The 13453-nt window shown below is 33.7% G+C and carries 12 protein-coding genes; 5 read left to right on the plus strand and 7 right to left on the minus strand.

Annotated features, from left to right (window positions below; genetic code table 11):
* The first annotated feature begins 8 nt into the window (after positions 1-8).
* Positions 9-1415: an APC family permease gene (locus H4V97_RS13390; RefSeq protein WP_196850599.1), complete on the plus strand. Its 1407-nt coding sequence runs from the start codon at positions 9-11 to the stop codon at positions 1413-1415.
* 296 nt (positions 1416-1711) lie between these two features.
* On the opposite strand, the gene ald is transcribed toward H4V97_RS13390, so the two are convergent.
* Entirely contained in the window at positions 1712-2842 is a 1131-nt protein-coding gene (gene ald / locus H4V97_RS13395) for an alanine dehydrogenase (protein WP_196850600.1), read from the minus strand.
* 213 nt (positions 2843-3055) lie between these two features.
* Here ald and H4V97_RS13400 point away from each other — a divergent pair, with 213 nt between their 5' ends.
* The gene (locus H4V97_RS13400; protein ID WP_196850601.1) at positions 3056-3514 is read left to right on the plus strand and encodes an Lrp/AsnC family transcriptional regulator; all 459 of its coding nucleotides are present in this window, start codon (positions 3056-3058) and stop codon (positions 3512-3514) included.
* 66 nt (positions 3515-3580) lie between these two features.
* Here H4V97_RS13400 and H4V97_RS13405 read toward each other — a convergent pair whose 3' ends face one another.
* From H4V97_RS13405 to H4V97_RS13430, 6 genes are all read right to left on the minus strand, one after another.
* The gene (locus tag H4V97_RS13405; RefSeq protein WP_196850602.1) at positions 3581-3904 is read right to left on the minus strand and encodes a type II toxin-antitoxin system PemK/MazF family toxin; all 324 of its coding nucleotides are present in this window, start codon (positions 3902-3904) and stop codon (positions 3581-3583) included.
* Positions 3895-4140 (minus strand): AbrB/MazE/SpoVT family DNA-binding domain-containing protein, encoded by a 246-nt coding sequence (locus tag H4V97_RS13410; protein WP_196850603.1) that lies wholly within the window; start codon positions 4138-4140, stop codon positions 3895-3897. The genes H4V97_RS13405 and H4V97_RS13410 overlap by 10 nt, the downstream gene beginning before the upstream one ends.
* Before the next feature lie 440 nt (positions 4141-4580).
* A complete protein-coding gene (gene lgt / locus H4V97_RS13415; protein WP_209549960.1) occupies positions 4581-5429 on the minus strand; it encodes a prolipoprotein diacylglyceryl transferase in 849 nt (282 codons plus the stop codon).
* A 491-nt stretch (positions 5430-5920) separates the two neighbouring features.
* Positions 5921-7159: a T9SS type A sorting domain-containing protein gene (locus tag H4V97_RS13420; RefSeq protein WP_209549961.1), complete on the minus strand. Its 1239-nt coding sequence runs from the start codon at positions 7157-7159 to the stop codon at positions 5921-5923.
* A gap of 580 nt (positions 7160-7739) precedes the next feature.
* Positions 7740-9188 (minus strand): glyceraldehyde-3-phosphate dehydrogenase, encoded by a 1449-nt coding sequence (locus H4V97_RS13425; RefSeq protein ID WP_196850606.1) that lies wholly within the window; start codon positions 9186-9188, stop codon positions 7740-7742.
* Between the two features lie 158 nt (positions 9189-9346).
* Positions 9347-10747, minus strand: a complete 1401-nt coding sequence (locus H4V97_RS13430) for a trypsin-like peptidase domain-containing protein (RefSeq protein ID WP_196850709.1) — start codon at positions 10745-10747, stop codon at positions 9347-9349.
* A gap of 136 nt (positions 10748-10883) precedes the next feature.
* Between H4V97_RS13430 and dapF the strand changes: the two genes are divergently transcribed.
* The 3 genes from dapF to mltG all read left to right on the plus strand — a co-directional run bounded on the left by dapF (position 10884) and on the right by mltG (position 13381).
* The gene (gene dapF, locus H4V97_RS13435) at positions 10884-11666 is read left to right on the plus strand and encodes a diaminopimelate epimerase (protein WP_196850710.1); all 783 of its coding nucleotides are present in this window, start codon (positions 10884-10886) and stop codon (positions 11664-11666) included.
* Positions 11667-11767: 101 nt separating this feature from the next.
* A complete protein-coding gene (locus tag H4V97_RS13440; protein ID WP_196850607.1) occupies positions 11768-12328 on the plus strand; it encodes a GNAT family N-acetyltransferase in 561 nt (186 codons plus the stop codon).
* Positions 12329-12340: 12 nt separating this feature from the next.
* Complete coding sequence (gene mltG / locus H4V97_RS13445; protein WP_196850608.1) at positions 12341-13381, plus strand: endolytic transglycosylase MltG; 1041 nt, start codon at positions 12341-12343, stop codon at positions 13379-13381.
* Positions 13382-13453: the final 72 nt, after the last annotated feature.

Here is a 13453-nt window from a genome sequence, read left to right on the forward strand (position 1 = left end):
CCCAATATATGGAAGACCAAAAACCAGAAGATTTTAAAAGAGAATTAGGATTACTCGACGGAACCATGCTTGTGGTGGGTTCTATGATAGGTTCGGGGATATTTATTGTGAGTTCGGATATGGTACGCCAGTTGGGTTCTGCCGGTTGGCTTATCGCTATGTGGGTGCTTACAGGAACCATTACTGTGATTGCTGCCGTGAGTTATGGGGAGTTGAGCGCGATGTTTCCAAAGGCTGGTGGGCAATATGTGTATATTAAAGAAGCCTACGGAAAACTGATTGGTTTTTTATACGGCTGGAGCTTTTTTGCCGTGATACAAACGGGTACGATTGCCGCCGTGGGTGTGGCTTTTGCTAAATTTGCCGCCTATTTGTATGCTCCTTTAAGTGACAAAAATATTCTGTATGAATTGGGCAGTTTTAAGCTAAATGCCGCTCAAATTGTTTCTATTTTCACTATTATTTTATTGAGTTATATTAATAGTCGTGGAGTGAAAAACTCTAAGATTTTACAAACGGTTCTTACTGTAATCAAGATTTTGTCTTTGGCAGGTTTGATTATTTTTGGTTTCATGGCTGCGAAAGCGGAAGTATGGGATGCCAATTGGACCAATGCCTGGGCGTCGCAATCTATGGATGTGACGAATGGATCTTGGATGCCAATAAGCGGAGTGACATTGATTTCGGCTATTTCAGCTGCTTTAGTGGGTTCGTTGTTCTCAAGTGTAGCTTGGGAAGGGGTGACTTTTATTGCTGGGGAGATTAAAAATCCAAAACGCAACGTGGGATTGAGTTTGTTCTTAGGAACCTTAATTGTTAGTGTTATTTATATTTTGGCCAATGTGATGTATCTGGCTGTTGTGCCTTTGCAAGGTATTGCCACGGCCGAGTCTGATCGAGTTGCTGTTGTGGCTTCACAAGTTATCTTTGGATCAGTTGGGACTTTGATTATTGCTGTGATGATTATGATTTCGACTTTTGCCTGTAACAACGGATTGATTATGGCAGGCGCCAGAGTGTATTATACGATGGCTCAAGATGGTGTTTTCTTCAAGAAAGCTGCCGAATTGAATAAAGCGAGTGTTCCGGCGTGGTCAATATGGGTGCAGTGTTTTTGGGCTTCGGCTTTGTGTTTGACAGGGAAATATGGTGATTTATTAGATTTTGTAGTAATCATCGTTTTGATATTTTATATACTGACTATTTTAGGAATATTTATTCTCCGCAAGAAAATGCCAGATGCCGAAAGACCGTATAAAGCTTTTGGATATCCTTTTTTACCGGGACTCTATATTGTTATTGCAAGTGCCATTTGTCTGGCCTTATTATATACTAAAACAAGCACAAGCGGATGGGGCGTTTTGATTATGCTGATTGGAATCCCTATTTATTACTTGACGAAAGCTAAGGAATAGTATTCAGTGTTCAGTGTTCAGTGTTCAGGCGAAACAAGTTTGGCGGTGTTTTTAAACATATAAGTAATGTAAGAACTTGTATATAAAGCTGGGATTGCATTTTATTCAGTTAGGATCTTTTTTAACTTATATGTCTTATATGTTAAAAAAAGAAAGACTGTTTTTCTAGATGGTTAAAAAATCTTAGCTGCATTTTTAAAAAAAGCATCAAAAAAAATCCGTCTCGTTTAATAACGGGACGGATTTTCTATTTATAGTAACAAGTGGGAACTTGTTTGTTTATTCTTTCGAATTAATTAAGCTGTAGCTAAATCATTCAATACAGATGCCACTTCGTTAAAAGGCAATCCCCAAGCTTCAGCTACTCCTCTATAAACGATTTTTCCTTCAGCAACGTTCAATCCTTTTTTCAATTCTTCGTTGTCTTCACATGCTTTTTTCCATCCTTTGTTTGCTAATTGCAACGCATAAGGTAAAGTAGCATTAGTCAACGCTAAAGTAGAAGTATAAGGAACAGCACCTGGCATATTCGCTACGCAATAGTGAACGATATCATCAATGATGAATGTTGGATCTTCGTGAGTTGTAGGAGTACAAGTTTCGATACATCCACCTTGATCAACCGCTACATCCACTACTACAGTTCCAGGACCCATTAATTTCAACATATCACGAGTGATTAAATGTGGCGCTTTTGCACCTGGAATCAATACCGCACCAATAACTAAATCAGCAGTAGCGATAGCTTCAACGATATTGTAATGGTTAGACATAACAGTAGTTACATTAGCAGGCATCACGTCAGATAAATAACGTAAACGCGCTAAACTCACATCCATAATAGTTACTTGAGCTCCGAATCCAGCAGCCATTTTTGCAGCTTGTGTACCTACGATACCACCACCTAAAACTAAAACTTTAGCAGGAGGAACTCCCGGAACTCCGCCTAAAAGGATACCTTTTCCTTTTAATGGTTTCTCTAAATATTTAGCCCCTTCTTGAATTGACATACGTCCAGCCACTTCTGACATTGGTACCAACAAAGGCAAACTACGATCTGCTTTTTCTACTGTTTCATAAGCCAAACAAACTGCTCCACGCTCAATCATAGCATGAGTCAATGGCTCAGAAGAAGCAAAGTGAAAATATGTAAACAATAATTGGTCTTTTTTGATCAAGGGATATTCAGAAGCAATAGGTTCTTTTACTTTGATGATCATTTCAGCAATGCTGTAAACGTCTTCTATTGTTGGCAATAATGTTGCTCCAGCTTCACCATAGGCTTTATCACTAAAACCACTGTTTTCTCCAGCACTTGCTTGAACGTAAACGGTATGACCTTGTTTTTTGAATTCAGCAACTCCTGCTGGTGTAAGCGCTACACGATTTTCGTTATTTTTGATTTCTTTTGGAATTCCGATTATCATATTTATAAGTTTAATAGTTAATAGTATTATTGAACAACAAAAATAATACAGTAAGAAAATATTATTGTTATACGGTTATTAATTAAGAAAATATTAATTTTATTTGGTAATTTAGCAGTAAATATTTCTGAATAAGAAACTTTTTATATTTCTAAAAAGAAAAAATATCTGAGAATCGGTACTATATCGATTTCATTAACTCTTTTTTTCATTATGATACTAGACGAAACCGACAAAAAAATCTTACGTCTGCTGCAGGAAGATGCTCATTTGACGCTAAAAGACATTTCAAATAAAATAAATCTTTCCTTGACGCCGGTTCATGATCGTGTGAAACGACTTGAAAAAGAGGGTATTATAGATAGGTATGTGTCTGTTTTGAACAAAAAAAAATTAGGAATAAACCTGACCGTATATTGTCAAGTAACTTTAGTCAAACAGAATTATGATATCTCCGAAGGATTCAACCAATCGATATTGAATTTCCCCGAAGTGGTAGAATGTAATTTCGTTTCCGGAAGTTTTGATTACATGCTTAAAATCGTGTTGCCGGACATGGAAAGTTACCATCATTTTCATCAAAAGAAATTATCGATTTTACCCGAAGTTTCTCTAATCAATACTTTTTTTGTGATTTCGGAAGTGAAAAGTACGACCGTTTTGCCGATTTAGGGTTTTTTGATTGAAATAATGTTGTGAGGCTTTACATAAAAACTGCCGTGAACTGACGTTGTTTGTCTAATCTACATAAGTTTCTTTCAAGATACTTTTTACTTTTTCAATTTCTTTTTCATTCAGATTGCCCACCGTTTTTATTATTCTTTGCCTGTCAACTGTTCTGATTTGGTCTAAAACAATCCAGCCTTTGGTTTTGTTATGGTTAATTTCAATTCTTGTTGGATAAGTTTTCGAACTACTCGTTATCGGTGCAATGACAATAGTTTGCAAAAATTTATTCATTTCGTTTGGTGAAATTATTATCGAAGGACGTGTTTTTTTCATTTCACTTCCAATGGTTGGATCCAGATTGACTAAAACTATTTGATACTGTTTTAACTCCATTCTTCGAGATTTTCGTCTTCAAAGAAGTCATTTATTAACAAACTATCGTCGCCATTTTTATGCATTTTTTCAAAAGCATTTTCCCAACCGCTTCTTGGTTCAGATTTCGGTTTTAGGATAATATATCCTTTTTCAAGAATAAGTTCTACTTTATCCGTGATATTATATTTTTCTAATAAAGTTTTCGATAAACGAATTCCTTTAGAATTTCCAATTTGAATAACAGAAATATCCATAACCTTTTTAATTTAGTAGCCACAAAGTTATTACATTTTTTTTAGCTTCAACTACTTTAAACCATTATTTTTTTTGGCTGTGCAACATAACGGCAGTTTATCCGATAGCTTTCGGGCAAAAAACCTATAAAGGTTTTTTAAGTTAATGTGGAGTAGCTATAGTTGATATATTGCACGATAGAAAGACACTTTTTAAATTATATACAATTGTTTTTCGAATTTTTTAGTGGCGTAAAAAAATTTTAACTTCTGCAAAAACAGTATTCCATAAAAAAAGAAGCAATCTAGCCTCTTGAATTTCCTAAACTTCAATCACGATAAACCCATAGGAGCGGAATCACAACCAGTTTATCCCACTTTTTTATATTTTATTGGCGTTCGATGAATTTCATTTCGTTCAACAGAGGATTCATTGTTAGTTTTGCAAGCCCAACAAACCCTTAGCTTTTGGTGGCTGGTTTTTTATTTAGGTTCTTTTTTATTAAATTTTTACCCATAAAATACATTCCTATTATTATAAATGGAATACTCAACATTTGTCCCATATTTAATTTCATTCCATCTTCAAATTCCACTTGATTTATTTTTACAAACTCAATTAAAATTCTCATTATGAAAATTAAAGTTATTGCTAAACCAAACAAGAAACCATTTCCTAACTTTATGTTTTCCGTTTTGTAAATGGTAAAAACTATAATGAAAATTATTAAATACGAAATTGCTTCATAAAGTTGGGCTGGATGTCTTGGTATATTGTCAACACGTCTAAATATAAATGCCCAAGGCATTGTAGTCGGATTACCAATCATTTCTGAGTTCATTAAATTAGCAAGTCTTATAAATGTTGCACCAAGTGGTGCAACAATGGCAATTAAATCAAGTATTTTAAGATATTTTATTTCGTATTTTCTTGAATATAAATAAAGTGAAACAATCAATCCGATTGTTCCGCCGTGGCTTGCTAAGCCAGTATAGCCAGTAAATTTTATTTCTCCGATTTGATTTATTTTGATTGGTAAAAATATTTCTAATATATTTTTTGAATAATACTCAAAGTCATAAAATAGACAATGTCCAAGTCTTGCTCCGACAAGAATTCCAACTATACCGTATATAAACAACGCTTCGTGTGCGCTATCTTTTAAGTTTTCTCTTTTGAAAATTCCTTTTAGAATGTATGCGCATAAAAGTAAACCAGAACCAAATAACAGTCCGTAATATTTTAATGGAAACCCGAAAATATTAATTATTTGCGAGTCAAAATCCCAATTTATGTATAATTCAATCATTTTTTTTTATTAATTTCTATTTTCTGCGATTTTTCGGTAAACTAGCCACCAACTCTTAGATAGATGCAACTCCTTAAAATTGCTAACTATTTAATGTATTGATTGTCACTGTTTTAATTTCTACAATACAAAAAAGACATTGCATTTTTTTGTACTAATAAATCTTATATTTTAAATTCCTATTCCTAATTAACATTAAGGAATTTAACTATGAATAAATGCAGTTACAAGGAATCAAATGTAGCGCTTTATTCTTACAAAATAAAGACGCTTTTTAATTTTTGTACAAATGTTTTTCGAATTTTTTAATGGTGTAAAAAAGTTATAAGTACTGCAAAAACAATATTCCATAAAAAAAAGAGGCGCTTACGCCTCTTTAATTTCTTAACATTCAATAATGATAGCCCCATATGAGCGGAATCACAACAGCTTCGTGGAAAAAATTCTTCATTGTTGGTTTTGCAAACGAAGCTTTTGCTAGTGGTATTAGCCTATTTTTTTATAATTTTTTCGGTCTTTACGTTACCATTAATATCTATCAATTTCGCTATATATAAACCAGTTTCTAAATTTTTTAAAGATATTTTATTATCTACATGATCAATATTATTTATTATTCTACCATTTAAATCAGAAATTATGATTTCTTTTATTTCTATCTCACTTTTAATATATAAATAATCTGATGTGGGATTTGGATAAATGGTTAATCTATTTTTAGTTTCTAATTCAGATAATCCCAAAGTAGAATCTTTAATAATTATAACTTTATTGTCAGTTGTATTAAAGGCGTAACAACCATTTCCGCATGTTATAATATTCTTCACTGAACCAAATGCTTGCGAAATAGGTAAACTATCAAAAAGCAAAAATGTATTTGGGTTAAACCTCTTGAATGTAATATTTCCAGAAAAATCATAACTTGCAAAGCAAACTCTATTGTAATATGTATCATAAACAACTGGACCTGTTGTATTTGTAAATTTTCCAATTACGAATGGTGCAGTTGTAATATCTACAACTTTACCGTCAAATGAATACAGATAATTGTCTTTGTAAATAAAATCTAAATAAAAGTTAGATAAAACATTTTGAGCTACACTTACATTAGTTACTCCACTATTATTTACAGATAATCTTCTAATTCCAAACTCGGTTGTTTCATTATTGTATCCAATTAATGCGTTTGGACTTGTAAATTCTATTCTGTTACTTCCTGTATGGTCAGGTGTTGTTGTTGGTCTCATGACATTATTGTCGTAAATTACAACTCCTTCGTGTCTAGGTGAAAAGCCATTATTTTTTCTTGAAATAGCAATAGTTGTTGATTGACCTGGCATAACTTCAATATCTTCCACATAAAACGAACCTGTAGAAGGGTCACTTCCTAAACTAAATTGAAGACCTGCAGTTTGATTTGCAACATCAAATCTTCTAACTGTTGAAGAACCGCTAAAGCCGGAATATATATATTGACCATTATCAGAAATTGCCAAAACTGTAGGCTCACTACCTATAAAGACAGTGTTTACTAATGTATTATTAGTAGGATTAATGATTCCAATACTATTTCCGTTTGAACCATTTGAACTAGGGATACTTGCATAAATTTTATTTGTAAATGAATCGTATACCAAATCATTTGTTGTTAAGTTTAGTGTATTAACCTGTAATTGTGCAAATGATAACATGCTACTTCCAAGCAATAGAAAAGGTAGAATTTTTTTCATTTTTATTTAATTTTTGTTGATTTTGTTTTTTTTAGTTTTCTGCTAACTCTTAAATGTATACTACTCCTTAGAAAGTGCTAAATATTTAATTTACTTGATTGTTACTATTTTAATTTCAGCAACACAAAAAACGCATCGTGTTTTTTTCTATCAACAAACCTAATATGTCACTTTTTATACTTCTATTCTCGATAAAATTATAAGGAATTTGACTATAATTAAGTGCAGTTCAACAAATCAAATATAGTGTTTTATTCTTACAAAAATAATATAACATGATGTGAATTCCTACCGTATTTGAAATTCAATTTGGGAAAATTAATGTGATTTTGAGCAGGGTTTGCGTGAGGGTTAGCAGTAAATCTCGTCTCTTGGGACGAGAGAAACGTATAGCCCGACCGCAGTGACTTTGCAAGGAGGAACGATGAAAAAATCACGGAGGGCACGCCCAAAATAATCGCCCGATGATTATAAGAAAATCTAAATCTTTTAAACAAAAAAATCCGCCAAGTTCTTGCAAACGAGACGGATTTTAGTCTAAAAAAACTAAAAACTAAAAAAACGATAACTAAAACGAACGCTAGTAATACGTAAAACGTCTTACTTTAGCAATGTATTTCGCCAATCGTATTACTTGATGGCTGTAGCCATATTCGTTGTCATACCAAATATACAAGACGATATTCTTTCCATCTCTAGAAACGATTGTTGCGTTACTGTCGTAAATTGAAGGTGCCGATGTACCCACGATATCCGAAGAAACCAACTCGTTATTCAAGGAATATTTTATTTGTTCTACCAGTTCACCTTCTAGTGCATATTTTTTCATAATGGCATTGATTTCCTGTACAGAAGTTTCTCTGGATACTTCAAGATTCAAAACAACAAGTGAACCATTAGGAACGGGAACCCGAATCGCATTAGACGTTAATTTTCCTTCCAGCGATGGCAACGCTTTTGCAACAGCACTTCCAGCACCAGTTTCGGTAATTACCATATTTAGTGCAGCAGCTCTACCACGACGGTATTTGTTGTGCATGTTGTCTACTAAATTTTGGTCATTGGTATAGGCATGAATGGTTTCTAAATGCCCTTTTACAACGCCCAAAGTGTCTTCGACTGCTTTTAGAATTGGCGTAATAGCATTTGTAGTACAAGATGCTGCCGAGAAAATATTTATTTCATCCGGATTGTATTCGTTTTGGTTTACACCGTGAACGATATTTGGAACTCCTTTTCCAGGAGCGGTAAGCAACACTTTTTCTACTCCTTTTGAACTTAAATGTCGGCTTAATGCTTCATGCGTTGTGAAAGCGCCAGTGTTATCAATCACTAGAGCGTTGTCAATTTCATAAAGTGTATAGTCAATTTCCTCCGGTGAATTTGCTGTGATCACATGAACGGTGGTTCCGTTGATGATTAGCGCATTATTTTCGGGATCAGCAGTTACTGAACCTTGAAAATCACCATGAATAGAGTCGTAGCGCAATAAAGAAGCTCTTTTCTCTAGACTTGAAGCGTCATTTTTATCTCTGGTTACAATGGCTCTCAATCGCAATTGATTTCCTTTTCCAGTTTTCGACATTAATTCTCTGGCCAATAAACGCCCAATTCTACCAAAACCATAAAGAATCACATCTTTAGGTTGAATTTCTTCTGTAGATTTAGCTTCCTTTAATTTGTCGATTACAAAATGTCTTGCATCTGGATATTTTTCGTCTTCTAAACGATATTCGTAAGTAAGTTTACCAATGTCCAATTTGGAAGGTGGTAAATCTAATTCTAAAATGACTCTGGCAATTTCAACCGAATCGAAAACGGTAATTGGTTTTCCCACAAATTCACCTGCATATTGATGCAAGTTGATGATCTCATTTACGTTTTTATCCAGTAATTGATTTTTAAACAAAACCATTTCTATGGATTTGTCGTACCATAAATCGCTAATAATTTTGATTAACTCGACCCCGGCACGTCGTCTGTCGACTTGAAATGAAACTTCTTTTTGGTACAAAGTTGTATTGTTCATAGCTGAAAATTTGTAAAAATTTAGTAGTTATTTTTTTAAATTTGGCGCAAAAATACCTATTTCAATCGATTTCGTAAGCTATTTTGTGATTTATTTTTGAAATAAAAAAAACCATCTTGTTTTTGCAAGATGGTTGTTAAATTGGATTGGAAAAATATTTAGATAATAATTTTTAGAATTTCACCGTTTTTATTGATCATTTCTATTCGAACGCTTTGGCTTTCTTCTTTTTTACTCAAAAGTTTAGAAACGGTCTCAATATCTTTTGCTTTTTCATTATCAATATTCAGAATTATATTTCCTTTAAGTTCATTTTCATATTGCTTTAGATTATCATTGGTAATCGATTTAATTTTCACTCCGTAATCCAGATTATATTTCTTTTTGTCGGTAGCATTGATATTTTCCAGTTCCATTCCTTTAAATTCGGTACTAAAAAATTCATTTTTACTTAATACAACTGGGAGAACTCTGTTTTTTCCATCTCTTATAAAAGTCACCTGAACTTTGTCATTTGGTCTTTTTGTATTAATGTAACCCGAAAGGTCAGCATAAGTCGCCACATTTTGATTATCCAGCTTTATGATAATATCCCCTTTTTCAAGTCCGGATCTCTCGGCACCTGAATTTTTAGTTACATCTTTTATGTAAAAACCTTGCGTTTCCGGAATACCTAGTTCTTTTGAAGCATTTGAATTCAATTCGCCTCCTTCAACGCCTAGAATTCCTCGTTGCACATTCCCGAATTCCATAATGTCTTCGATTATTTTCCGGGCGATATTTGATGGAACTGCAAAGGAATACCCAACATAAGAACCCGTCATTGACGAAATCATGGTATTGATTCCAATTAATTCCCCTCGTGTATTCACTAACGCGCCACCGCTATTCCCGGGATTTACAGCGGCATCGGTTTGTATGAATGATTGAATTCCGCTAGTACCTAAATCTCTCGCTTTTGCCGAAACAATCCCAGCGGTAACCGTTGAAGTTAAATTATACGGGTTTCCAACTGCCAGAACCCATTCTCCAATTTTAACCGAATCAGAATTGGCAAAAGCGGTATAGGGTAATTTTTCATCGGCATCAATTTTTAATAAAGCAATGTCCATTTTGGAATCGGTTCCAATGAGTTTTGCTTTGTATGATTTTTTATTATTTAGTGTGATTTCAATTTCCGTTGCGTCTTTTATCACGTGATTATTCGTTACAATATAGCCGTCTTCCGAAATTATTACACCGGATCCTGTTCCTACTTGCTCCTGAGTTTGTCCGCCTTGGTATCCGTAAAAATATTCTAACATGGGATCATTGACTGTTTTTCGGGACACGTTTTTTACGTGAACCACGGTGTGAATCGTTTTTTCGGCAGCTTCCGTAAAATCAACATTTTCTACGGATAGTCCTACGTTTTTACCAAATGATTCAGATGCCAGGGTGACAGTTGGGTTGTTCCTGTTGGAAAAATATCCGTTATTGTCAAATAATAACTTGTACGCGCCCAATGTAGTGGCTCCGCTTAATAATGACACTAAAAATAAGGTTGAAAATCGGTTCATGTTAGAATTCATTTTTAAATTATTTACAGGTAAAAATAAAACTAAATTGTTTTCTCACAATACGGTTTAACGCTCTTTAACAATGATTAACATTTCATTAATAGTTCGTACTTTTGTACAACACAATTCAAATAAAATGCAAATAGAATTTTATAAATACCAAGGAACCGGGAATGATTTCGTAATGATTGATAATCGTTCGGATTTTTTTCCAAAAGATAATATTCAACTCATCGCTCATTTATGTGACCGGCGTTTTGGCATAGGCGGCGACGGGCTTATTTTATTGGAAAATGACACGGAAACTGATTTTAAAATGGTCTATTACAACTCCGATGGAAATCAAAGTTCGATGTGTGGTAATGGAGGAAGATGTTTGGTGGCTTTCGCCAAAAATCGAAATGTGATTCAAAACAGCACTATTTTTATAGCGATTGATGGGGTACATCATGCAACAATTGGCGAAGACGGATTAGTTTCTTTGCAAATGATTGATGTTTCCACTATTAAGACTCATCCCGATTATGTTTTTCTCAATACGGGTTCCCCGCATCATGTTCAATTGGTAGAGAATTTAGAAGATTTTAATGTAAAAGAAAATGGAGCAATAATCAGATACGGAGATTTGTATGGAAAAGAAGGAAGCAACATCAATTTTGTAAAGCAAATCGATGAAGCAACTTTTTCTTTAAGAACCTACGAAAGAGGAGTAGAGGATGAAACACTTTCTTGCGGAACTGGCGCAACAGCAGTAGCTATAGCCATGAATGAATTAGGAAAAACGAATGCCAGTTCAATTATTTTGCATGTGGAAGGCGGAAAACTGACTGTTTCTTTTGATAAAAAAGACGGTATGTTCACGAATGTTTTCCTAAAAGGACCAGCCGAATTTGTATTCAAAGGAACTATTGAAATTTAAACAAAATCCTTACGTCACCTTAGGAAGTCTACAGTGAGAGAAGTCGAAGTATAGTCGAAGCGTTAATTCCTAATTCTGAATTCCTAAATCCTAAATTTAAAATGATAACATTAAAAGGAGAGAATATCTATATTCGTGCATTAGAACCAAATGACTTAGAGTTTATTTATGCCGTCGAAAATGATCAAAGTATTTGGGAAGTAAGTAACACTAATACACCTTATAGTCGGTTTTTAGTGAAACAATATTTAGAAAATGCGCACCAGGATATTTATGAAGCCAAGCAATTGCGATTGGCTATTTGTCAAGATCAGGATTTTCCGGCATTGGGATTAATTGATTTGTTTGATTTTGATCCAAAAAATAATAGAGCAGGAGTTGGTATAATGTTACAAGGGCATGAAAACCGCAAGCAAAATATTGGTTCTGAAGCCTTAGCGTTGTTAATTCAGTATGCTTTTCGCCATCTTAATTTGCATCAATTATATGCAAATATTGGTACAGAAAATGTGGCTAGTATAGCTCTTTTTACTAAATTTGGCTTTCAAAGTATAGGAATAAAAAAAGATTGGAATTTAGTAAACGGCAATTATAAAGACGAAGCTATTTTTCAATTAATTAATAATCACGCGAGCGACAGCGAACTGACGCAGCAATTTTAAACAATAATTATTTTGAATATAAAAAAAATTATAACAATCGTATCTGTTGTTTTAATAACAGGATTAATCGTTTACGGATTTGTTTTAGTACGTCAAATTTTTTCTGATAATACAAAATTTTCAGAGAAAGAAGTCTATGTGTATGTCCCAACGGGTTCGACCTATGATAATGTCAAAAAAATAATTGCCCCTTATGTTCAAAACATAGATCGTTTTGAAATGGTTGCCGATAAAAGAAGTTATCCAGACAATGTAAATCCAGGACGATTTTTATTCACAAAAGGAATGAGCAGTTACAATCTGGTAAAGGCTTTAAGAACAAATGTTCCTGTGAATTTAGCATTCAATAACCAAGAAAGACTGGAGAATTTAGCGGGAAGAGTAGGTTCTCAAATTGAATCAGACAGTTTGTCCTTATTGAAATCTTTTAAAGATTCTATATTTTTAAAAGAAAACGGTTTCACTAACGAAAATGTGTTGGCATTGTTTATTCCAAATACATATGAAACGTATTGGAATACTTCGGCTGAAAAATTCCGAGATAAAATGATTAAGGAATATAGAAATTTTTGGAATAAAGAGCGTGTAGCAAAAGCAGCAAAACAAGGATTGACTCCAATCCAAGCTACAATTTTGGCATCGATTGTTCATAAAGAGTCCGTAAAAAAAGATGAAAGACCAAGAATTGCGGGCGCTTATTTAAATCGTATAAGATTGCAAATGCCTCTTCAAGCGGATCCCACTGTTATATATGCTTTAAAATTGAAGTTTAACGATTTTGACCAAGTAATCAAAAGAGTATTTTATAATGATCTAAAAATTGCCTCACCTTATAACACGTATATGAATGTTGGTCTGCCTCCAGGACCAATCGCAATGCCCGATATTACGGCATTAGAAGCAGTTTTAAATCCAGAAAAAAACAATTACATCTATTTCTGTGCAAGCGTGGAGCGTTTTGGATATCATGAATTTGCGACCACTTTAGAAGAACATAACGTGAATGCCAAAAAATATTCGGATTGGATAAACAGTCAAGGTGTAAAGAGATAGTTTTGAAATATAAAAAAAACTATTGTTTTCTTCTTTTATTTTTGATTGGCCTCCAACCTGTTTTTGGTCAAA

Origin of the sequence: Flavobacterium sp. CG_23.5, assembly GCF_017875765.1 — a bacterium.
GTDB lineage: Bacteria > Bacteroidota > Bacteroidia > Flavobacteriales > Flavobacteriaceae > Flavobacterium.

Bases quoted from the DNA above. Each gene is read 5' to 3' on its own strand.
- H4V97_RS13390 (WP_196850599.1), top strand. From the start codon at position 9: ATGGAAGACCAAAAACCAGAAGATTTTAAAAGAGAATTAGGATTACTC.
- ald (WP_196850600.1), bottom strand. From the start codon at position 2,842: ATGATAATCGGAATTCCAAAAGAAATCAAAAATAACGAAAATCGTGTA.
- H4V97_RS13400 (WP_196850601.1), top strand. From the start codon at position 3,056: ATGATACTAGACGAAACCGACAAAAAAATCTTACGTCTGCTGCAGGAA.
- H4V97_RS13405 (WP_196850602.1), bottom strand. From the start codon at position 3,904: ATGGAGTTAAAACAGTATCAAATAGTTTTAGTCAATCTGGATCCAACC.
- H4V97_RS13410 (WP_196850603.1), bottom strand. From the start codon at position 4,140: ATGGATATTTCTGTTATTCAAATTGGAAATTCTAAAGGAATTCGTTTA.
- lgt (WP_209549960.1), bottom strand. From the start codon at position 5,429: ATGATTGAATTATACATAAATTGGGATTTTGACTCGCAAATAATTAAT.
- H4V97_RS13420 (WP_209549961.1), bottom strand. From the start codon at position 7,159: ATGAAAAAAATTCTACCTTTTCTATTGCTTGGAAGTAGCATGTTATCA.
- H4V97_RS13425 (WP_196850606.1), bottom strand. From the start codon at position 9,188: ATGAACAATACAACTTTGTACCAAAAAGAAGTTTCATTTCAAGTCGAC.
- H4V97_RS13430 (WP_196850709.1), bottom strand. From the start codon at position 10,747: ATGAACCGATTTTCAACCTTATTTTTAGTGTCATTATTAAGCGGAGCC.
- dapF (WP_196850710.1), top strand. From the start codon at position 10,884: ATGCAAATAGAATTTTATAAATACCAAGGAACCGGGAATGATTTCGTA.
- H4V97_RS13440 (WP_196850607.1), top strand. From the start codon at position 11,768: ATGATAACATTAAAAGGAGAGAATATCTATATTCGTGCATTAGAACCA.